Source organism: Pseudomonas sp. PDM17 (genome assembly GCF_014851985.1).
Taxonomy (GTDB): Bacteria; Pseudomonadota; Gammaproteobacteria; order Pseudomonadales; family Pseudomonadaceae; genus Pseudomonas.
In genome coordinates this window covers 176,941-198,275 of record NZ_JACVAT010000008.1, presented here as the reverse complement: position 1 = coordinate 198,275, position 21,335 = coordinate 176,941, and the positions used below count along the sequence as shown (strand labels likewise).

Genomic DNA, 21,335 nt, shown 5'->3' with positions numbered 1-21,335 from the left:
GTGCCCCGTGGCCATCGAACAGTTCGGATACAAGCAACAACTCCGCCGTAGCCTGACGCTCGGCGACCTGGTGATCTACGGGATGATCTTCATGATCCCGATCGCCCCCTTCGGCGTGTACGGCTGGGTCCATGCCGACGCCCACGGTATGGTGCCCATGGCCTACCTGGTGGGCATGGTGGCGATGCTCTTCACCGCGCTCAGCTATGGCGCGATGTCCCGCGCGTTTCCCATCGCCGGTTCCGTGTACTCCTATGCCCAGCGCGGCATCCACCCCAACGTCGGTTTCATTGCCGGCTGGGTCCTGCTGCTGGACTACCTGCTGATCCCGCCGCTGCTCTACGTGTTCAGCGCGCTGGCGCTGAACCACCTGTTCCCGGCGATCCCCAAGCTAATCTTCATGCTGATCTTCCTGGTGTCCGCCACGCTCATCAACCTGCGCGGCATCACCCTGGCGGCGCGCTTCAACCTGCTGTTCCTGATCGCCGAACTGGTGGTGCTGGCGATCTTCCTGGCGGTGGGTTACCACGCGCTGGAAGGCGGCCTGGGCAATGGCCGGCTGACGCTGGAACCGCTGCTGCAGCCGGAGCATTTCAACCTCGGCCTGGTGATGAAGGCGGTGTCCATCGCGGTGCTGTCGTTCCTCGGCTTCGATGCGATCTCCACCCTCGCCGAGGAGGTCAAGGGCGACCCGGCCAAGCAGATTGGCCGCGCCTCGCTGATCGCGCTGTTCGTCATGGGCGCGATCTTCATCGTGCAGACCTGGCTGGCCACTGACCTGGCTGCAGGCATGACCTTCAAGTCGGCGGACACCGCCTTCTACGAGATCGCCGAAGCGGCCGGCGGCAGCTGGCTGTCCACGCTGACGGCGGTGTCCACCGCGCTGGCCTGGGGCGTGACTGTGTCGATCACCTCGCAAGCCGCCGTTTCGCGCCTGCTGTACTCCATGGCTCGCGACGGCAAGTTGCCGCGAGTGCTGGCCAAGGTGCACCCGAAGTACCAGACCCCGCACATCAGCCTGTACCTGGTCGGCGTGCTGTCGCTGGGCATCGGCATCTACTTCCTCGACTCGCCGGACGTGCTCACCTCGCTGGTGAACTTCGGCGCGCTGACCGGTTTCTGCCTGCTGCACCTGGCGGTGATCAATCATTACTTCATCCGCCAGAAGAGCGGCCAGGTGCTGCGCCACCTGGTGTTCCCACTGGTTGGCCTGGTGATCATCGCCTACGTACTGTTCAGCATGAGCCGTGAGGCGCAGGAGCTGGGCGCAGGCTGGATAGCCATCGGCCTGGTGTACCTCGCGGTGCTCAGCCGACGCGGCAACGGCAGCGAGCTGGCACGGGAAATCTGAGCGGGTGCGCCGTGCTGTCGCAGACGGCACGGCGCGCTTTGACAGACGGCGAGGCGTGCCCCATAAAGATCGGGCGGTGCAGGGACGCCGCCAACACCGACGAACCAGCGTGAAACAGCATGAGCAGGAAAGATCAGGACAGTACGCCCTTCACCCTGGACCGCATCGATGAGGAGATCCTCCGCATCCTCCGTCACCAGGGCCGCATCACCTACGGCAAGCTGTCCGCGCTGGTCCACCTCACCCCGCGCCCCTGCCAGGAACGCGTCCGCAAGCTGGAGCGGCACGGCATCATCCGTGGCTACGGAGCCGTCATCGACGAACAGAAGATCGCCGCGGGTCTGTCGCTGCTGGTGCTGGTCGCGTTGTCCAACCAGAGTGGCCGCACCGCGCAGAAGGCCTTCGAGGCACGCATGATCGCCTGCCCGGAAGTGCTGCACTGCCAGCTGATCAGCGGGACCTTCGACTACAGCGTGCGCATGCGCTGCCGCGACATGGAGCACTACCGCGCGCTCACCGAAACCTGGCTGAACGATGAGAGCCTGCACATCGACAAGCTGGTTGCCCACCCTGAGCTGACGACTATCAAGGAGTCCGCCAGCTAGCGCCGTGGACTCGCTTTTCTCCGGCGTTTTCCTCCGCTGATATCCCCCCGCCAGCGGCTGCCTCAAGCGCAGCCGAATCGGCTGTCATGACCCTCCAATACAGCCGGATCGGCCGGCAAAGCCCTCCATTACAGCCGGGTTTTCTCTGGGGCCGGTGGGAGAATCGTGTAGCCCCTCTCCCGAAGTGCAGACCTGATCCAGGGCCTCTGCGACGTTGTTGTGCCCGCTGTTCGAGGCATGCTGGAGCGGGGCGGTACCGTTCGAATACACCGACAGAAAAGTCCAATCACAACAATCGGAGGTCCCACCATGACTCGCTTCGTCGACGTCCCCACGATGTCCCAACTGGTCCAGCAGATCGGTGTCGCCCGCTTCATCGGCGAACTCGCCGACACCATCGCCCAGGATTTCGTGCGCTGGGAGTCCTTCGACAAATCCGCCCGTGTCGCCAACCACTCCGAGATCGGCGTCATCGAGCTGATGCCCGTGTCCGATACCGCCCGCTATGCCTTCAAGTACGTCAACGGCCACCCGCAGAACACCCAGCGCGGGCTGTTCACTGTCATGGCCTTCGGTGTGCTGGCGGATGTCGAGACGGGCTATCCGGTGCTGCTCTCCGAGCTGACCGTGGCCACCGCGCTGCGCACCTGCGCCACCTCGCTGATGGCCGCCCGCGCGCTGGCCCGCCCGGATTCGCGACGCATGGCGCTGATCGGCAACGGCGCACAGAGCGAGTTCCAGGCCCTGGCCTTCCATCACCACCTGGGCATCGAGGAAATCGCCGTCTACGACATCGATCCGCAGGCCACCGAGAAGCTGATCCGCAACCTGGCGGACGTCCCCAACCTGAAAATCATCCGCGCCGGCTCCACCGCCGAAGCGGTGCGCGGCGCCGACATCGTCACCACGGTGACCGCCGACAAGGCCTACGCGACCATTCTTACCCCGGAGATGATCGAGTCGGGCATGCACATCAACGGCGTGGGTGGCGACTGCCCGGGCAAGACCGAACTGCACGCCGACGTCCTGCGCGCCGGCAAGGTGTTCGTCGAGTACGAGCCGCAATCGCGGGTCGAGGGCGAGATCCAGCAGATGCCGGCGGACTTCCCGGTGACCGATCTGTGGCGCGTGCTGGCGGGCCAGCTGGCCGGGCGCGACAGCGCCGAGCAGGTGACCATCTTTGACTCGGTCGGCTTCGCCCTCGAGGATTACTCCGCGTTGCGCTACGTGAATGAGCAGGCCAGTCGCCTGGGCCTCGGCGAGCGCATCGACCTGGTGCCGTGGAGCGAGGAAGAGGACAACGATCCCAAGGACCTGTTCCGCTACACCCGCTCTGCCAAGGCGCGCAAAGGGCTGCGCCGCATCGCCTGAGGTTCAGCGCGTCAGTTCCGCCTCTGGTGGGATCGCCAGCGGTGGGCGGCTGAGGTCGCTGGCGCTCTGTGTGGTGGCGGCGACACGGGCCTTCAGCCATTGGCTGAAGGCCTTCACCACCGCGCGTTCGGCCTTCACCGGGTCGGTCACCAGGAAGTAGCCCCGGCTGGACTGGATGGTGATGTCGAACGGGCGCACCAACAGGCCGCGGGCGAGGGCGTCGCCGCTGAGCAGGTTGTCGCCGATGGCCACGCCCTGGGCGGCTATGCACGCGGCGATGGTGCAGGGTGCATCGGCGAACAGCACGCCGGAGCGGTGATCGATGGCGCTCGCACCCACCGCGCCGAGCCACAGGCGCCAGTCGGCAAAATCATTCATGTGCAGCAGTGTGTAGTGGGCCAGGTCCGCCGGCTGCTGCAGGCCGCCGCGCGAGTGGATCAGACGCGGGCTGCAGACCGGGAAGAAGTGCAGGGCCACCAGTTGCTCCACCGTCTGGTTCGGCCAGTCGCCGCTGCCGTAGGCGATGAACAGGTCGGCGTCGCTGGCGCTGGTGTCCTGCGGCACGCGCGGCGTCACTACGTGCAACTGCACCTTCGGGTACTGCGCCAGGAAGTCGCCCAGGTGCTGGCACAGCCAGTAGGTGGCGAAACCGGGGTTGCAGCTCACGCACAACGGGCCGCTGACCTGCTGCTCGTCGAAGCTGCTGCCGGCCAGCTGTACCTCCGCGAGGATGCGTCGCACGTCGCGGGCATACCTTTCCCCCCGATAGGTCAGGCGAATGCCGCGCCCGGTGCGCTCGGTCAGGGCGAAGCCGAGGCGTTCCTCCAGCGTGGCGATGCGGTGGCTGACCGCGCTGCGGGTGAGGTTCAGCTCCGTCGCGGCGGCGGAGACGCTGCCCAGCCGGGCCACGGCATCCAGTGCCCGCAGGGCGGTCATCGAGGGAAAGTGCATGGGGCGCTCATTGCTCCATTGGTGAAACTAACTGGACATGGGTGGCGAAATCCTGCGCTTGTTGCAAATTCCGCTTCACCAATACTAGGCCACACGACAACAACAACAGGCAACGATGAGGAAGCCGCCATGTCGAAATTCAAGGCCTACGTCCAGCAGTGGATCGACGAGCACCGCCAGCAGCTGTCCGACTGGCACCAGGTGATCTGGCATTTCGCCGAGCCGGCGTTCCGCGAGTACAAGTCCTGCGCCTGGTACGTGGAGTTGCTGCGCAAGGAAGGCTTCACGGTGGAAGAGGGCAGCGGCGGCATGCCCACCGCCTTCGTCGCCACTTTCAGCAATGGCGATGGCAGCGAGGGTGACGGGCCGATCCTCGCCACCTACGCCGAATACGACGCAGTGCCCGGCAACTGCCAGGCGGCGGCGACCAGGCCGATGCCACGCGATGGCCTGTCGAAGTACGCGCCGGGCCACACCGACCCGCACTCCGCGCTGGGTATCAGCGCTCTGGGCGGGGTGCTGGCGGCCAAGGCGGCGATGCTGGAATTCGGTATCCGGGGCACCATCAAGTTCTTCGGCGAACCGGCGGAAAAACTGCGCGCGTCCAAGCCCGTGCACGCCGCCAAGGGCTACTACGACGACCTCGACGCCGCCGTCAGCTTCCATCCCACCTACATGCTGCCGCTGAACAACACCACCACCTGGGACACCCACTGCGGTATCGCCTACTCGTACATCTACACCTTCACCTGCGAAGAGCCGCAGAACTGGATCGCTGCCGACCGCTACAGTCCGATCCCGCAGAACCACCTGGCCGCCCGCGCTCCTGGCGCCAATGATGCGCTGGTGCACTTCTACACCCTGAACGAGAGCCTGCGTCGCTCGACCCTGCCGTTCACCGGGCTGTGGAGCTTCAACGAAGCCATCCTCACTACCGGGCAAGCCACCGCCGACAACCTGCCGCCGCACGTCTCGCAGATCCAGTACCTGCTGCGCTGCGACTCCATCGAACAGGCCGAGACCATCTCCACGGTGATGGACAACAACGCCGCCGCCGCGGCCATGGCCACCGGCTGCCAGTGGAAGAAGACCTGGGTCTGCAAGTCCCGTGGCGGGCTGGCCAACCATGCGCTGGCCCAGGCCTGCTACGACAACCTCGCCGCCATCGGCGCGCCGAGCTGGGGTGAACAGGCCATCGCGGTGGCGCGGGAAATCCAGGTGAACCTCGGTCTCGAGCCCATGGATGAGCCCTTCCTGCCGGCCACTCAGGCATTGATCGAGCCGCAGGAATGCGAGCGGCAGATGCGCCTGCAGATGCCGGCGTGGCAGAAGTACCTGACCTCCGACGACTACCCCGAATACACCTGGCACTGCCCGACCGTGCGCCTCTACGTGGCCCGGCCGATGCTCAGCGCGCCCTCCGGCTTCACCTATCCGGACTGGGTGTCCAACGCCCTGGGCGGCATCCGCGAGACCATCGACCCGATGATCGACGTGGCCTCGAAGACCATCGGCAGCACGCTGATCGAGTTGTTCACCGATGCCGGCCTGCTGGCCGAGGCGACCCGCGAATTCAACCAGCGCACCGGCGGCGGCATCGGCGGCGAACAGTGGCAGGCGCCGCTGCTGCCGAAGGACTTCAAGGTCCCGCACCGCTTCCGCTGGCCGGAGTACATCCGCACGGTGCGCGGCGAGGAATGGTGGATTCCGGCGCGCGAGGACGAGTGATCCCGAGCTACCGAACCCGCCGGGAAATGCGCACGTAGGATGGGTTGAGCGCAGCGATACCCATCGATCCCTGCCTGCGATACAGCATGGGTATCGCAGGCTCCACCCATCCTACGTTGGAGTTCCCTTGTGATCTGGTGTGGTTGGTTGGGCGCGCCTGAACCCGTTCCGTAGGGCGCATAACGCGCCAGCGTTATCCGCCGTCATGGCATCGGCGGATAACCCGTTCCGGGTTATGCGCCCTACGCGGTTGTACATAGGCGCGAATAGCGCCTATCGGGCGCGTTTGAGCCAGCGGACCAGTGCCGCGCTAATCTCCACGGCGCGCGAGCGCGACGGACAGCCCGGCGTCGAGAGCAGCTGCGGCAGCAGGAAACCCACTTCCGCTTCGTTCGGCCCGCAGAGACCCGGCGCGGCCGATTCGAAGACTTCCTCGTCCCAACGCGGGAAGCGCTCGCTCCCGCTTTCGAATGCAGTCAGTGCGTTCATGATCGTTTCGCCTCCTAGAGGTCCAGCACCAGCGGTTGCACGCCGCTGTCGTCCTGCGCCGGGATGGCGCAGCAGATCAGTACGCTGCCCGCTTCGGGCAGTTCCGCCGGTGGATTGGGGTAGTGCACCTGGCCGCTGACGATCTTCGTCCTGCAGGTGCCGCAGGAACCGCCGCGGCAGCTGAAATCGGGTGCCAGCCCCCGGGCCTCGGCCAGCTCCAGCAGGCTGCCGCTCTCGGGCTTCCAGCGGGCCTCCTTGGCCGAGCCGGCGAAGTACACCGGCACCGGTTCGGTGGCAGCGGGCGGTTGCACCAGCGTCGGCTCTTGGCCGTCACCCCGGCGTTTGAGCGTCGAGGGGCCGAAGGTCTCGGCGTGGATGCGCGCGTCGGCGATGCTCAGGCCGCGCAGGCCGTCGTAGATTGCCTGGGTGAATTCGCCGGGGCCGCAGACGTAGAAGTCGTAATCGTCCAGCGGCAGCCGCGCCTTGATCGCCTCGATATCCAGACGCCCGATCTGTTCGAAGTCGCGGCCGGGCAGAGCATCCGGTTCCGGGCGGCTGAGTGCACGGTGAATCTGCAGTTGCGGCGCGCGCTGGCGCAGCTCGGCGATCTCGCGCTGGAACGGTAACTGGCCCAGCGTCCGCGCAGACTGGAACAGATGCACGCGCCGCGCCGGGCCCGCCGCCAATTCACGTAGCATCGACAGCAGTGGGGTGATGCCCACGCCCGCGCCGATCAGCACCACTGGCCGTACGCTGTCGCCCTTCAGGGTGAAGCTGCCCATGGGCGCGCGGATCTGCAGGTGATCGCCCACACCAATATGTTCATGCAGGTATCGCGACGCCGGGCCCTGGGCCTTCACGCTGATGCGCAGCTCGCCGTCCGACGGTGCGCTGGAAAGGCTGTAGGTGCGGATCAGCGCCTGTTCGCCGGCTGCCAGGCGCACCGGCAGATGCTGGCCTGGTGCGAAGGTCACGGCGAGGCCGGTGGGTGGTTGCAGGTAGAACGAGCGGATGTCTTCGCTTTCCGGTTCCACGCGCAGCACCTGCCAGTCCTGCCACTGCTGGCGCTGCTCGCGCTCCTGCAGTCTGGCGTCGGCCTCGGCCCAGGTGCCGGTCATCAGGCTGGTGGGCGAGTATTCGCGGAAGTTCCAGCGCAGCGCCAGGGCGTTGCGGCGCAGCACCGCGTGCTGCATGTCCAGGGTCCACAGGCGTTCGGCGCCTTCGAAGGCCGCCAGCAGCGGGCTGTCGAAGAGGATTTCGGTGCGGCCGTGAACCTGCAGCACGTCACCGCTGGTGAAGTCGACGAACAGCAGCCCCGCCTGCGGGTTGACCTGCAGGTTGCCGAGGGTGTTGAAGTGCAGGTTGCCGGCATAGTCGGGGATGGTCAGGCGATTGCCGTCGACCCGGACGAAGCCGGGGCGGCCGCCGCGATGGGAAACGTCCACCGAACGCTCGCCGTCTTCGTGCTGCACATAGCTGGCGACGAAGAAGGTGTCGGCGTTGCGGATGATGGTTGCCAGCTCCTCGTTCAGCGCACCGAAATCCTCACGCGGGGCGCGCTGGCTGTAGCGCTGCTCGTCGCGGCTCCACTCGCGCTTCTGGATGTACTGCGGGCAGTTGCCGAAGGAGTGCTCGACGGCCACCGTCAACAGGCCGCCGTCCACTTCGCGGAGGACACCGTTCATGCGGTTGCGCCGGCGGGTATGCAACTCGATGCCCAGCAGACCGATGGCGTGGCCGGCTCGCAGGCCGCTGGCCGCCGGGTCCTGGCTGTCGGGCACGCTGTCGAGCAGCAGGCTTTTCGGGTCGGGTGAAGTGACGAAGCCTTCCGCACCTTCGAGCAGGGTTGCCCAGGGCCTGCCCTGGTCATCCACGGCGCCGGCGATGATGAAGGGCAGCTGGTGGTAGAACTCACGGTGCTGGTCGGGCATGTAGTCGCGGATGACTTTCTGGCCATGGACTTCCATGCGCTCGGCGACGCCGACGCGCTCCTGGATCGCCTTCTCGCCGGCGTGCCAGGGGGAGGTACGGTGTTTGGGCAACTGGAACATGACGGGCACCTCGCGACGAAGGGGCTGCCGGGTTACCCCGGCAGCGAAGGTTGCATCAGGCTTGCAGGCCGATGGCAGTGCGCTGCATCGGCACGAAGTGCGGCAGGGCCTCCACTCGGGCCAGCCAGGCTCGCAGGTTGGGGTAGTCCTGCAGTGAGACGTTGCCCTCCGGCGCATGGGAAATGTAGGAGTAGTTGGACACGTCGGCGATGGTCGCCTCGCTGCCGGTCAGGAAGGGCGTCTTCGCCAGTTCGCGTTCCATCACCTGGAACAGGGTGTGGGCGCGGGTGGCGACTTCCTCGGGGTTGAAGGCGGCGCCGAACACGGTGATCAGCCGCGCGGCGGCCGGGCCGTAGGCAACCTGCCCGGCGGCGACCGACAGCCAGCGCTGCACGCGGGCGGCGCCCAGCGGATCTTCCGGCAGCCAGCGGCCGTTGCCGTATTTTTTCGCCAGGTAGACCAGGATGGCGTTGGAGTCAGAGACGATGACGCCTTCGTCATCGATCACCGGCACCTGGCCGAAAGGGTTCAGGGCGAGGAAATCCGGATGCTTGTGGGCGCCCTTGGCGAGGTCCACGGAGATCAGTTCGGTGGGCAGCTGCAACAGCGAGAGCATCAGCTCGACGCGGTGGGCGTGGCCGGACAGCGGATGGCGGAAGAGTTTGATGGTGTGGGACATGGCGGTGACTCCGTTGGCTTGAGTGGGTAGGCAGCGCGAGTCGGTTCGGGGTGGGTTGCTCGAGCTGATGGGTGAATGCTGCGCCTGATGGACGGCGCGCAGAATCACCAGGGCGGGCAATCCAGCGTTTCAGAATGCGGAAGAATGGGCGGTGGGATCAGCCGTCGTGCGGCCATGGGCTGCCCTCGCCGCTCCGACCTACCCGCGCAATGCCGGATGCGCGCGCAGGCGCGGCACCACGAAATCGAGGAAGGTACGCACCCGCGCCGCCGCGCGGCGGCCTTCGCGGTAGATCAGCTGCACCGGCAACCCTGGCGCCGCGTAGTCCTGCAGCACAGCTTGCAGGCCCCCGCTGCTCAGTTCGGCATGGGCCTCGTGACTCATGCAGCGGGTCAGCCCGAGCCCCAGGCTGGCCGCACGGATCGCCGCGTGGGTGGTGCTGCACGCCAGCCTCGGTGAGAAGCGCACCGAACGCGGCGCGCCCTGATGACGGAAGCGCCATTCGCTGATGGGGCCCTGGCTGCCGGAGACGATGATGCTGTGCGCCTTGAGGTCCTCCGGCGCCTGCGGCACGCCATGGCGCGTGAGGTAGTCGGGCGATGCGCAGATCACCGGCCGCACCATGCCCACCGGCAAGGCGAAGCCGGAAGAGTCGGGCAAGGTACCTATTACCAGCGCCACATCGATGCCGTCTTCCAGCAGACGCGGCAGGTCCTCGCGGTGACGGCTGACCAGGCGTACATCGGGAAAGGCTGCCAGGTAATCCATTGCGATGGGCGCGAAGAGGCGGTCGGCCATCAGCAGCGGCAATGTCAGGTTCAACTGCCCGGCAGGGTGGGCCTGCAAGCCGTCGAGCGAGCCTTCCGCCTCATCGATACCCTGGAGAATCTGCCGGCAACTGGCGGCGAAGGCTTCGCCACTGGCGCTCAGCTCGACCCCACGCGGGCCGCGCAGCAGAAACTCGCATTGCAGGCGGGACTCCAAAGCGGCAACCAGGCGCATCACCGTCGCGGTGGACAGCTCCAGCCGACGCGCGCCCGCGGCGAGGCTGCCGGAGCGCGCCACGGCGTCGAACGCCTGCATTTCCCGGTAGCGGCTCACGGCTGTGTGGCTTGCAGGGCCGGGTCGGCGCGCAGGCGTTCCGCGCAATGCGTGACGAAGCTGCGAACCTTCGCCGGCAGCCGCGTGCTGTCCTGGTAAAGCAGGTGGATCGGCAATGGCGCCGTGGCGAACTCGTCGAGGACGATCTCCAGTTCGCCACGCGCCACGGCCTCGGCGGCCTGGTAGGAGAGGACGCGGGTATAGCCGCCGCCCAGGCGCGCGGCGTGGATGGCGGCGTTGTTCGAGCTGACCATGAAACGCGACGGTGGGCGCAGGGTCAGCGGGCCGTCCGCGGTGACGAACTGCCAGTCGGTGAGCAGGACGCTGGTGGCGGCCATCACCACCGGCGCGTCGAGCAGTTCGTTGGGGTGCCGCGGGCGGCCGTGGCAGTCGAGGAACGCCGGGGAGGCGCAGACCACCGGGCGGATTTCGCCGACTTTCAGCGCGGTCAGGCTGCCCTCGGGCAGTTGGCCGATACGCACGGCCACGTCGATGCCCTCGTCGAGCATGTTCACCACGCGATCCACCAGCAGCGCGTTGACTGTCACCTCGGGATGGGTTTCCAGGTAGCCGGCGATCAGCGGGATCAGGTACAGCTCGCCGAACAGCACCGGGGCGGTCACCGCCAGGTTGCCGCGCGGCCGCAGGGCGCTGCCGGAGGCCAGTTCCTCGGCTTCTTCCAGTTCCTGGAGGATGCGCCGGCAGTCCTCGACATAACGCTGGCCGGCCTCGGTCAGCCGCACGCTGCGGGTGCTGCGGGCCAGCAGCAGGGTACCCAGGCGCTGCTCCAGCGCGGCGATGGCGCGGGTCACGCTGGGCGGCGACAGGCCCAGCTGCTTGGCGCCAGCGGCAAAGCTGCCGGCCTCGGCCACGGCCAGCAGTACTGTCATTTCCTGAAACCTGTCCATGGATCACCGTTGTCGCCTTGAGCGGGTCGCCAGACTGTAGAGGGAAGCGGCGCCGGATTGAAGTGCCGGCGGCTTGCGGGCGACATCGGCGTGCTTGCCAGCGCCCTGTGGCTTGACCGCGCCCCGGCCGCTCCGGCACAAGCGCTGGAGGCGCCCGCCGCGAGGCCGCCACCGCCAAGAGCCTTCTCCCATGACCAGCAAGACCTCGACTACCGCGCTGGCCGCTGCCAACAACCCACGCCTGGGCATCGCCCTGTGCCTGCTGTCGATGCTCATCTTCGCCTGCCAGGACGGCATCACCAAGGTGCTGGTCCGCCACTTGCCGGTGGCCGAACTGGTGATGGTGCGCTACTGGGTGTTCGTGCTGTTCGCGCTCATCGTCTGTCGTTCCCAGGGCGGCGTGCGCGCGGCCATCCGCAGCGCCAGCCCCTGGCAACAGGTGGTCCGCGCGTTGCTGGGCGTAGGCGAGATCGCCATCTTCGGCCTGGCCCTGCGCTATCTCGGGCTGGCCGAAACCCACGCACTCTACGCGGTCTTCCCGCTGATGACGCTGGGCCTGGCGCGGCTGTTTCTCGGTGAGCGGATGGTCGGCCGGCAATGGCTGGCGGCGGCGGTGGGTTTTGGCGGTACGCTGCTGATCCTGCGCCCCGGCATGGGCGTGTTCGAGCCCGCGGCGCTGATTCCGCTGGCGGCGGCGCTGACCTTCGCCTTCTTCAACATCCTCTCGCGGCGTATCAGCCAGACCGACTCCTTCGCCACCACTACGCTGTACATGGCCGTGGTCGGCGCCGTGGCGGCCACCTCCGCCGGGCTTCCCGCGTGGGTCACGCCGACGCCCCACGAAGCGATGCTGATGTCGATCGTCGCCGTCTCCGGGGTGATCGCCCAGTTGCTGCTGATCCAGGCGCTGAAGTACGCCCAGGCCTCGACGCTGCAGCCGTTCAACTACTCGCTGCTGGCCTTCGCCACGCTGATCGGCCTCATCGTCTTCGGCGAGACGCCGACCCTCTGGACCATCACCGGCGCGCTGCTGATCCTGCTGGCGGGGTTGTACTCGATCAGGCCGAAGGCCTTGTAGGAGCGAGCCTGCTCGCGAATGGCGGACAAGGTCCGCCGTCAATCAGCCGCGCCGAACGCCCGATAGACACCATGGTGCAATGTCCGCCTCCCGGCCGGCGTGGTGTCATTCCCGGCAGGGGCAACCCGGTCTCAACTCCGAGAACCCCGCCGCCCGAACGTGCGCCGCACGCTCATCCTACCCAGGCGAACCCGTCGAATCGCGAGGTCTCCATGCTCCTACCCCTTTGTACCTGGTCCGAAATCGAGCAGTTCCTTGGCCGCAGCCGGACCATCGTCATCCCCATCGGCTCCAACGAGCAGCACGGCCCCATCGGCCTGCTGGGGACCGACTGGATGTGCCCGGAAATCATCGCCCACGAAGCGCAGAAGTCGGCGGACATCCTCATCGCGCCGACCTTCAACATCGGCATGGCGCAGCATCACCTGGGCTTCCCCGGCACCATCACGCTGCGCCCCTCGACCTTCATCGCCGCCATCTGCGACTGGGTGAATTCCCTGGCTGCCCACGGCTTCGAGAGAATCCTCTTCCTCAATGGCCACGGCGGCAACGTCGCTTCCATCGAGGCCGCCTTCTCCGAGCTCTACGCCCAGGCCAGCTTCGCCCGCCGCCCGGCCGGTTTCGCCCTGAAGCTGTGCAACTGGTGGGACCTGGAAGGCGTCGGCGAACTGGCCAACCGACAGTTCCCCAAGGGCCATGGCATCCACGCTACGCCGTCGGAGATCGCCGTGACCCAGTGGGCCTATCCGCAGCACATCAAGTCGGCCGAGTACTCGCCGCCGATCGCTAACTGGGGCCCGATACGCGAAGCGGCGGACTTCCGCGCGCGCCATCCGGACGGCCGCATGGGCTCTGATCCAGGCCTTGCCACGCCGGAGAAGGGGCGCGAGCTGGTGATGCTGGCTGCCCTCGGACTGGTGCAGGCGGTCGAGGCCTTCAGCGGGGAACCCTCGCCGTTCTGAGTGCCATCCGCCGCTGCGCTACCTCACGCAAACCCGAGCCTCGCTCGGGTTTCTGCTTTTCTGCGCCGCGCAAAGCCGGCCAGCTAACAAGAGCTAACAGCAGATAACTCGCCCGATTGCGCAGGCCTTGCCACTCTGGCAACCGGGTGTCATTGGCTAACCAGGGAGGCCTCCATGACCCAGCATGATGGCTGCATGAATCTGGCGGGGCGGCGCAGCAATGCCGAATTCGGCGCGTTGATCCTCGGCTCCGGCGAACACGACGAGGTGGCATCGCGCCAGCTGTACATGGCCGTGCTGCCGCTGCTCATCGCCTTCTTCGAGGGTCAGGCGCAGGCCGGGCGCATCGACCAGCACGACATGGGCGACCTGCTGCGCGCCACCCTGCGGCAGGTCGACGGACAGCGCGCCAGCTACGACCCGGCCGTGCCCTTTCGCGCCTGGCTGCTGGAGCTGGCTCGGCATGAACTGAGTGTCCACCGTTGCGCGCTGCCGGGCGCAGGGCCCGTCGTGTGTGAAGCGCAGAAACCGGCGCGGCGCAGGCGTACCGCCGCCGCCCACTGAGTCCAGGTTTTCAGGAAGTCCCGATGCAGTCGATCGAGAAAATTCTCTACACCGCCCGCGTACATACCCGTGGCGGCCGTGATGGTGAAGCACGCAGTGATGATGGTCGGTTGCAGGTCCGTCTGACGCCACCCGGCGCACCGGGGGAGGGCAGCAACCCCGAGCAGTTGTTCGCCGCTGGCTGGTCCGCCTGTTTCATCGGCGCGCTGCGGCATGCCGCGAATGCGCGCAAGCAGGAGTTCCCGGCGGACACGACGGTGGATGCCGAGGTGGAGCTGATGCACGGCGAGCAGGGTTTCTTCCTGCGGGCCCACCTGGCGGTCCACCTGCCGGGGCTGGACGCCGAACTGGCGCAGCGGCTGCTGGATGCCGCGCAGCAGAGTTGCCCCTACTCGAAAGCACTGCGGGGCAATGTCGCCGTCACCCTGAGCCTGTGCTGATGGGGCATCGCCACCGGCCATTGGGCGTGACAGCCCGCATAAAAGGTCACGCAAAGGCTTGATCGCGTGCTCGAAACTCCTATCCTGCTAGGACTTGCGGGCCAGTCTCGCGCCCACTCCCTCTGTCGGAAGAGACGCCCCGTGGAGTCCGCAGCGGACGATCTGTCCTCCTCACTCAAAACGCCGGTCGAATTCGGCCCGTTCCGGGTCGTGCCCGGCAAGCGCCTGCTCACCCGTAATGCGCAGCCGATGGACATCGGCGGGCGTGCCTTCGACCTGCTGCTCGCGCTGCTGGAAAAGCCCGGTCGGGTGCTCTCCAAGCGCGAGCTGCTCAAGCGCGTGTGGCCCGACATGGTGGTGGAAGAGGGCAGCCTGCGCTTCCACATGACCGGCCTGCGCCGCGCCCTGGGCGACGGCGAGGACGGCGCGCGCTATATCACCACCCAGGTGGGTGTCGGCTATGCCTTCGTCGCGCCGGTGAGTCGTGGCAGCGACGCAGCGCCGGCAGTGCTGCCCGTGATGAGCAAGAGCGAAGGCGTCGGCAGCTTGCCGCCACGGGTGAAGCTGATCGGCCGCGAGTCCGACGTGCAGATGATCCTGCAGCGCCTGCGTGAGCCGCGCCTGTTCACCATTGTCGGCACCGGCGGTGTCGGCAAGACCAGCCTGGCCAACGAGGTGGGTCACCGCCTGGCCGCGGAGGGCCGGCAGGCGGTGCGCTTCATAGACCTGGCGCAAGTCGAGGATGAAAACCTGGTGACCTCGGCGCTGGCCGCTTCGGTGGGCGTTCCGGTGCAGTCCGAGGACCCGCTGGCGGTGCTGCTGGCGCACCTCAGGGGCCAGGACCTGCTGCTGATCGTCGATAACTGCGAGCACGTGGTGGACGTAGTGTCCGCGCTGGCCGAGCGCATTCGCGATGCGGCTCCCGGCGTCGGCCTACTGGCCACCAGTCGCGAGCCGCTGCGCGCGCGGGACGAAGAGGCGCACTGGCTGGGCCCGCTGGATTTCCCCGAAGACCCGCAAGGCTTGCCGCCAGAAGCTTTGCTGGCGTTCCCCGCCGTGCGGCTGTTCGTCGAGCGCGCCGAGGCCGCCAATGCTTCGCTGCAATTGCAGGATGGCGACCCCGGCCTGATTGCCGACATGTGCCGGCGCCTGGGTGGCATGGCCTTGCCCATCGAACTGGCGGCGGTACGGGTGGCCGTCCATGGCGTGAGGGCCACCCATTCGCTGCTGGGCGAACGCTTCTCCCTGGGCTGGTCCGGCCGGCGCACCGCCCAGCCGCGCCACCAGACGCTGCGCGCCATGCTGGACTGGAGCTATGGCCTGTTGTCCGGCAGCGAGAAGCTGGTGTTCGACCGCCTTTCGGTCTTCGTCGGGCCGTTCTCCCAGGAGGCGGCCGCGCAGGTCGTTGCCGATGCACGAATCGACACGCTGGAAGCGGCTGCCATCCTCGATGAGCTGACCGCCAAGGGACTCGTGGCGGTGGACCGCAGCGAGGCCGCCACGGCCTATCGCTTGCTGGAAATGACCCGTGCCTTCGCCCGCGAAAAGGCTGCTTCCCAAGGCCTTGACGAGGCGCACGCACTGGCCTTTCGTCACGCCGCCTATTACCTGTGGTTGCTGGAGCAACTGGGGAGCGTGCCCGAGGTGATCTACGAAGGCTGCGCGCGACTGGCCAGCCAGCTGGGCAACGTGCGCAGCGCGCTGGAGTGGAGCTTCGGCCCGCAGGGCGACCCTGGTCTGGCCCTACCGCTGGCGGCGGCCAGCGCGCCGCTGTTCCTGCACTATTCACTGCAGGTGGAGTGCCGTACCTGGTGCGCTCGCGCCACTGAGTTGCTGGAGCTGGGCTACTTCGGCACGCCCACTGAAATGGAACTGCAGGCGGCCCTCGGGCTGGTGCTGATGTTCACCCGCGGCAACAGCGAGGCCGCCGGAAAGGCCCTGCTTCGCGCGCTGGAAATCGCCGAGGCGCTGGGCGACCACTGGGCCGAACTGCGGGTGCTCGGGCGCCTGCAGATCTTCTACGAACGCATCGGTGACTTCGCCTCTTCACTGGCCTGGGCGGAGCGCGCGGTGCTGGTCGGCGATATCCTGGGCGAACCGGAAGCGGTGGCCGTGGCTGCCTCGCTCGCCGGTATCTCCCATCACCTGCTGGGCGACCAGCAGCGGGCGCGAGAGGAACTGGAAAAGTCCCTGCGCAACAGCTTGCCTTCCGAACGCAGCCGCACGTTGCACTATGGCTTCGACCACCACAACCGCACGGGTCTCGCCTTGGCGCGGACGCTCTGGCTGCTGGGTTGCGCCGACCAGTCGCGGCGCTGGGCGGACCAGGTGGAAGCCGAGGCGGCGGAACTCAACCACCCGGCCACCCATTGCATCGCCCTGGTGTGGACGCTGTGCATTCATCTCTGGACCGGCGAGCTGGACAAGGCCGAGCGCAGCCTGGCGAGTTTCAGCCGGATCGCCGAGGCCAACGCCTTCGCCCCCTATCAGGCCGCGACTCCGGGCCTGCGCGCGGCCATCGCCATTCGCCGCGAACAACCCGGCGATGCGGTGCGTCAACTGGAAGAAAGCCTCACGCGCCTGCACGGCATGCGCTACGAGTTGCTGACCACCTCGTTCGAGATTGCCCTGGCCGAAGGCCTGATCCTCGCCGGCGAACACCGCCGCGCACTGGGTGTGGCGCGGCGCAGCATCGCGCACTGCCGCAGCAGCGGTGATGCCTATGCCTTGCCGGAGCTGATGCGTATCGAGGCGCAGATCATCGCTGCGCTGGGCGAGGAGGGGGATCAGGCGGTGGAGCGTGTTCTCCAGGCGTCGCTGGCGATGGCTCGCGAACAGGGCGCGTTCGCCTGGGTCTTGCGTTCGAGCCTGGACCTGGCGCGGCTGCGCGCGAAGCAAGGGGATGTGGCCCAAGCGCTGGCGCTGCTGGAAACCTGCCAGCCCGAAGAAGGCCTGGACACGCTCGACGTCTGCCAGCTGGAAGCATTGCGGCGGGCGCTGGGCGCTACCGCCTGAGCGATCTCAGCGGCTCTCGGCCGGCCCGATGGCGAGCAGTGCCGCCATGTTCACCAGGTCTGGCAGCGTGCGCGCCTGCATCTTGCGCATGACCCGGCCACGGTGGGCTTTCACGGTGATCTCGCTGATGCCCAGGTCGGCGGCAACCTGCTTGTTCAGGCGGCCGGCCACCACCATCTCCAGTACTTCCCGCTCGCGGCTGGTGAGCAGGGCGTAGGCCTGGCGCAGGGCGTCGAGACGGGACTGCTGGCCGAGCGCTGCGCGGCTGTGTTCCAGGGCGTCGGTGATGGCCTGCAGCAGCGTGTCGCTGTCGAACGGCTTGGTGAGGAACTCCACCGCGCCCGCCTTCATCGCACGCACGGTGAGCGGTACGTCGCCGTAGCCGGTGATGAAGATGATCGGCATCGCCGGGCGCTCGCCGGCCACGCTGCGCTGCAGGTCGAGCCCGTTGAGGTCCGGCAGGTTGACGTCCAGCACCAGGCAGCACGGCGCGAGGCTCGGCGGCTGGTCGAGGAAGGCGCTGGCGGCCTCGAACAGCACCGGCTGCCAGCCGGCCGAGCGGATCAGCAGCTCCAGTGATTCGCGCACCGAGATGTCGTCGTCGACCACGTAGACGATGGGTGTCGCCTCTGACATGGACCGGGTTTCCGTTCGCGGGGATGAGCCGGGTTGAAGGGGAGAGTGGTGCAACATGCCATGTCCTCCGAGTGGCGTCGACCGGGCTGTCAGCCGACCGGCAGGGCGGCGCTGAGCGCCTTGAGCAGTTCCGCTTCGCTGAACGGCTTGAGCAGGCAGGCCACTGCGCCCAGGGCGAGCAGGCGTGGGCAGGTGGTTGCGTCGCTGTAGGCGGTGATGAAGATGATCGGCACGGGGATCGCCCGCTGCGCCAGTTCCTTCTGCAGCTGCGGCCCGCTCATGCCCGGCATCGACACGTCGAGGATCAGGCAGCGGGTGCGTTGCAGCGCCTCCGAGGCGAGGAAGTCCTCGGCCGAGGAAAACGCGTTCACCTCGAAGCCGAACTCGCGCAGCAGGTCCGGCAGGGATTCGCGCACTGATTCGTCGTCATCGACCACCGACACGAGCAGGGGCGTGGCCATCAGCGGATCTCCATCGGTTGGTCGTGGCTGGGCGATGCCGGGGGCAGCGCGAAGATGAAGGTGGAGCCCGGCCCGTCGTGGGTGGTGGCCCAGACCCGGCCGGCGTGGTGCTCGATGATCGAGCGGCTGACCCACAGGCCGATGCCCATGCCCGACTGCTTGGTGCTGAAGAAGGCGTCGAACAGCCGGCCGGCGTCCTCCGGCGCAAAGCCCGCGCCGTTGTCGCGTACCGCCAGGAAGATGCTCGCGTCCAGGTCATGGCCGGTGCTGATGCGCAGCTGCCGGGGGCGGTCGTGCACTTCGTCCAGCGCATCGATGGCGTTGAGGATGAGGTTGAGGATCACCTGCTGCAGCTGCACGCGGTCGCCGCTCACGGCGGGCAACTCTTCCTGCAGCGTGGGCAGCACAGTCACGCCGTGGCGCTGCAGTTCGTTGTGCAGCATGGCGATGACTTCCCGCGTGGCCTCGTTCAGGTCCACCTGTTCACTGACCGTTTCGTGGCGGGCGAACAGCGCACGCAGGCGCTTGATCACGTCGGCCGCGCGGTTGCCGTCGCGGATGGTGCGCCGCGCGGTTTCCCGGGCACCTTCCAGGTTGGGGGTTTGCGAGCCGAGCATGCGCAGGCAGGTGCTGGCATTGGTGATGATGCCCGACAGCGGCTGGTTGACCTCGTGGGCGATGGACGCGGTCAGCGCGCCCAGGCTGGCGACGCGGGCGACATGGGCGAGCTCGGCGCGGGTCCGGTGCAGGGTTTCCTCGGCGAGGCGGCGCTGGGTGACGTCCTGCGCCGTGGCGATGTACAGCAGCGCGCCGTCGGCTTCGCGGGTGGCCTGGGCGACCAGGTGGACGTGGCGCACGGCGCCGCTGGGCAGCAGCAGCCGGTGTTCATGCTCGAAGTCGCAGCCGTCGCGGCGCTGGCGCCTGAGCATGGCTTCCACGGTGGCGCGGTCGTCCGGGTGGATGCGCGAGAAGATCAGATCGAAGCCCGGCGTCAGGCCCGGCTGCAGGTCGAGGAGCCGGTAGATCTCTTCCGACCAGGCGATCTCGTCGTTGTCCACGCGCCAGGAGAAGGTGCCGGTGAGGCTGATGCGCTGGGCCTTGGCCAGGAAGGCTTCGCTCTGTCGCAGGGCCGCTTCGCTGCGGGCGCGGTCGATGGCGATGCTGGCGAGGTGAGTGAACTGCCCGATCAGCGCGCACTGGTTTTCGTCCAACTTCTGGGGCTGGCCGAAATAAACCGAGAGGATGCCGCTCACCTCGCCGTGGTTGGCCACCACCGGCACTGCCGCCAGCGCGTGCAGGTCGCTGGCTTGCGCCTGTTGCCGCCAGAGCGGCCAGCGGACTTCCCGCTGCAGGTCATCGATCTTCACGGTGGCGCCCTGCAGCACAGCCAGTGCCTGCGGGCTGCTTTGCGAACTCGCCGGCTGGCCGTCCGCGCCGCCGTACATCGAAGCCGGCAGGTGCGGTGCGGCGCCGGCCTGCAGGCGCAGCGTCGCTTCCGGCAAGCGGCCATGGCGCGGCGCGACCAGGGTGATGGCGCAGCGGCTGCCCTCGAGGTTGGCCTCCACCAGGTCGCAAAGGGCTTCCAGCACCTGCGGCAGGGCGCAACCGCCGGCCATCAGACCGAGCAGGCGTTTTTCGCCGGCCAGCAACAGCTCGGCGCGCTTGCGCACATGGATGTCGGTGTTGCCGCCGTACCATTTCAGCACGCGGCCAGCCGCGTCCAGCTGGGGCACCGCGCGGATGAGGAACCAGCGGTAGCTGCCGTCGAAGCGGCGCAGGCGCGCTTCGAATTCGCCGGCGCTGCCCGCTTCCAGCAGGCCTTGCCAGTAGACGCCCAGGGCCGGCGCATCCTCAGGGTGCAGGGCGGTCATCCAGCCAACGCCGGCGGCGCTTTCCGGGGTCATGCCGGTGTAGTCGAACCAGCGCTGGTTGAGGAACTCCACGCTGCCGCCCGGGTCGGTGCGCCAGACGAAGCCGGGCACGGCGTCAATCAGGGTGCGCAGTCGGTCCTCGGAAACGCTGACTTCTTCCAGCGCACGGGCCAGCGACGTCTGCGCCTGGGCGATCAAGGCCTGGTCGCGCCGCTGTTCGTCGATGTCCACCTTCAGCACGAACCAGCGCTGAATGCGCCCCTCGGCATCGCGGTGGGGCAGGCCGCGCACGTGGAACCAGCGGTAGATGCCGTCCGCGCCGCGCACCCGCTGCTGGAAGTTGTACGGATCGCCGCTGGCCACCGAGTGCTTCCAGGCGGCCAGCGCGCAGGGCAGGTCGTCGGGGTGGATGGTGTCAGAGCTGGTCCAGCGCCGCAGCTCGTCGAAACTGGCGCCGAGGTACTCGCGGTTGTGCCGGTTGACGCACTCCAGTTCGCCGCTGGGCGTCATCAGCGAGATCAGCGCGGGAATGCTGTCGATCAGGTCCTGGGTCTCGCGCGTCACGGTCAAGGGCGGCGCGGGCAGAAGGTCTTCGATATCGATGTTCTGGCCGCACCAGCCGGCGGGCTCGTCGAGATCGTTGGTGAGCGGGCGGGCGCGCAGCAGGAAGCGGCGATAGACACCGTCGTGCCGGCGCAGGCGGGCCTGCAGGTCATGGGCAACGCCACACTGGCAGATGGCGCTCCAGCCGCGCTGCAGCGCCGGCAGGTCGTCAGGATGCACCAACGCCTGCCAGGCATGCTCGCCGAGGGCGTCGGGGTCGCGCCCGGCATAAAGGCGCCAGGCCTGGTTGACGCTTTCCAGGCGGCCTTCGACGCTGGCGGTCCACGCCATGTCGGGCAGCTTGTCGACGACTTCGTTGTGCATACCGGTCCTCTCCCGGCGCTAGCCGTGGGGCGAGCATGCGCCTTGCTGGCGGGGCTGCCAATGATACCTAGGTGTCGGCCGCGACACCGCATGTGCTTCACGCGCCGGGCCCGATACCAAGGTATCGACCGACACCATGGTGCAATC

General features: G+C 67.6%; 18 protein-coding genes. 9 read left to right on the top strand and 9 right to left on the bottom strand.

Going from position 1 to position 21,335, the window contains the following annotated elements; all coding sequences use genetic code 11:
• The first annotated feature begins 7 nt into the window (after window positions 1–7).
• The 3 genes from IB256_RS25920 to IB256_RS25910 all read left to right on the top strand — a co-directional run bounded on the left by IB256_RS25920 (window position 8) and on the right by IB256_RS25910 (window position 3,327).
• Window positions 8–1,351 (top strand): APC family permease, encoded by a 1,344-nt coding sequence (locus tag IB256_RS25920; RefSeq protein ID WP_192404625.1) that lies wholly within the window; start codon window positions 8–10, stop codon window positions 1,349–1,351.
• Window positions 1,352–1,470: 119 nt separating this feature from the next.
• On the top strand, window positions 1,471–1,956 hold the full coding sequence (locus IB256_RS25915) for an Lrp/AsnC family transcriptional regulator (protein WP_192295551.1): 486 nt from the start codon (window positions 1,471–1,473) through the stop codon (window positions 1,954–1,956).
• Window positions 1,957–2,265: 309 nt separating this feature from the next.
• On the top strand, window positions 2,266–3,327 hold the full coding sequence (locus tag IB256_RS25910; protein ID WP_192295552.1) for an ornithine cyclodeaminase: 1,062 nt from the start codon (window positions 2,266–2,268) through the stop codon (window positions 3,325–3,327).
• Window positions 3,328–3,330: 3 nt separating this feature from the next.
• Here IB256_RS25910 and IB256_RS25905 read toward each other — a convergent pair whose 3' ends face one another.
• Window positions 3,331–4,278 carry a LysR substrate-binding domain-containing protein gene (locus tag IB256_RS25905; protein WP_192295553.1) on the bottom strand — a complete coding sequence of 316 codons (948 nt, stop codon included), beginning with the start codon at window positions 4,276–4,278 and terminating at the stop codon, window positions 3,331–3,333.
• 129 nt (window positions 4,279–4,407) lie between these two features.
• Between IB256_RS25905 and IB256_RS25900 the strand changes: the two genes are divergently transcribed.
• Window positions 4,408–6,006 carry an amidohydrolase gene (locus IB256_RS25900; protein ID WP_192404624.1) on the top strand — a complete coding sequence of 533 codons (1,599 nt, stop codon included), beginning with the start codon at window positions 4,408–4,410 and terminating at the stop codon, window positions 6,004–6,006.
• A 273-nt stretch (window positions 6,007–6,279) separates the two neighbouring features.
• On the opposite strand, the gene IB256_RS25895 is transcribed toward IB256_RS25900, so the two are convergent.
• The 5 genes from IB256_RS25895 to IB256_RS25875 form a co-directional block, all read right to left on the bottom strand.
• Window positions 6,280–6,495 (bottom strand): hypothetical protein, encoded by a 216-nt coding sequence (locus tag IB256_RS25895; protein ID WP_192295555.1) that lies wholly within the window; start codon window positions 6,493–6,495, stop codon window positions 6,280–6,282.
• A gap of 14 nt (window positions 6,496–6,509) precedes the next feature.
• Window positions 6,510–8,546 carry a pyridoxamine 5'-phosphate oxidase family protein gene (locus IB256_RS25890; protein WP_192404623.1) on the bottom strand — a complete coding sequence of 679 codons (2,037 nt, stop codon included), beginning with the start codon at window positions 8,544–8,546 and terminating at the stop codon, window positions 6,510–6,512.
• Window positions 8,547–8,601: 55 nt separating this feature from the next.
• Window positions 8,602–9,225, bottom strand: coding sequence for a glutathione S-transferase family protein (locus IB256_RS25885; RefSeq protein ID WP_192295557.1), 624 nt, complete (start codon window positions 9,223–9,225; stop codon window positions 8,602–8,604).
• A gap of 198 nt (window positions 9,226–9,423) precedes the next feature.
• Window positions 9,424–10,326 carry a LysR family transcriptional regulator gene (locus IB256_RS25880; RefSeq protein WP_192295558.1) on the bottom strand — a complete coding sequence of 301 codons (903 nt, stop codon included), beginning with the start codon at window positions 10,324–10,326 and terminating at the stop codon, window positions 9,424–9,426.
• A complete protein-coding gene (locus IB256_RS25875; RefSeq protein WP_192404622.1) occupies window positions 10,323–11,234 on the bottom strand; it encodes a LysR family transcriptional regulator in 912 nt (303 codons plus the stop codon). The genes IB256_RS25880 and IB256_RS25875 overlap by 4 nt, the downstream gene beginning before the upstream one ends.
• A 190-nt stretch (window positions 11,235–11,424) precedes the next feature.
• Between IB256_RS25875 and IB256_RS25870 the strand changes: the two genes are divergently transcribed.
• The 5 genes from IB256_RS25870 to IB256_RS25850 all read left to right on the top strand — a co-directional run bounded on the left by IB256_RS25870 (window position 11,425) and on the right by IB256_RS25850 (window position 17,293).
• The gene (locus IB256_RS25870; protein ID WP_192295560.1) at window positions 11,425–12,312 is read left to right on the top strand and encodes a DMT family transporter; all 888 of its coding nucleotides are present in this window, start codon (window positions 11,425–11,427) and stop codon (window positions 12,310–12,312) included.
• 212 nt (window positions 12,313–12,524) lie between these two features.
• A complete protein-coding gene (locus tag IB256_RS25865) occupies window positions 12,525–13,274 on the top strand; it encodes a creatininase family protein (protein WP_192295561.1) in 750 nt (249 codons plus the stop codon).
• A gap of 174 nt (window positions 13,275–13,448) precedes the next feature.
• On the top strand, window positions 13,449–13,838 hold the full coding sequence (locus tag IB256_RS25860) for a hypothetical protein (protein WP_192295562.1): 390 nt from the start codon (window positions 13,449–13,451) through the stop codon (window positions 13,836–13,838).
• Between the two features lie 23 nt (window positions 13,839–13,861).
• Window positions 13,862–14,278 (top strand): organic hydroperoxide resistance protein, encoded by a 417-nt coding sequence (locus tag IB256_RS25855; RefSeq protein WP_192295563.1) that lies wholly within the window; start codon window positions 13,862–13,864, stop codon window positions 14,276–14,278.
• 141 nt (window positions 14,279–14,419) lie between these two features.
• Entirely contained in the window at window positions 14,420–17,293 is a 2,874-nt protein-coding gene (locus tag IB256_RS25850) for an ATP-binding protein (protein ID WP_192404621.1), read from the top strand.
• Window positions 17,294–17,299: 6 nt separating this feature from the next.
• Here the strand turns inward: IB256_RS25850 and IB256_RS25845 are convergent, their stop codons facing one another.
• The 3 genes from IB256_RS25845 to IB256_RS25835 form a co-directional block, all read right to left on the bottom strand.
• Window positions 17,300–17,929, bottom strand: a complete 630-nt coding sequence (locus IB256_RS25845) for a response regulator transcription factor (protein WP_168190511.1) — start codon at window positions 17,927–17,929, stop codon at window positions 17,300–17,302.
• 89 nt (window positions 17,930–18,018) lie between these two features.
• Window positions 18,019–18,390 carry a response regulator transcription factor gene (locus tag IB256_RS25840; protein ID WP_192295565.1) on the bottom strand — a complete coding sequence of 124 codons (372 nt, stop codon included), beginning with the start codon at window positions 18,388–18,390 and terminating at the stop codon, window positions 18,019–18,021.
• A complete protein-coding gene (locus IB256_RS25835) occupies window positions 18,390–21,188 on the bottom strand; it encodes a PAS domain-containing protein (protein ID WP_192295566.1) in 2,799 nt (932 codons plus the stop codon). Before IB256_RS25835 ends, IB256_RS25840 begins: the two co-directional genes overlap by 1 nt.
• Between the last annotated feature and the right edge of the window lie 147 nt (window positions 21,189–21,335).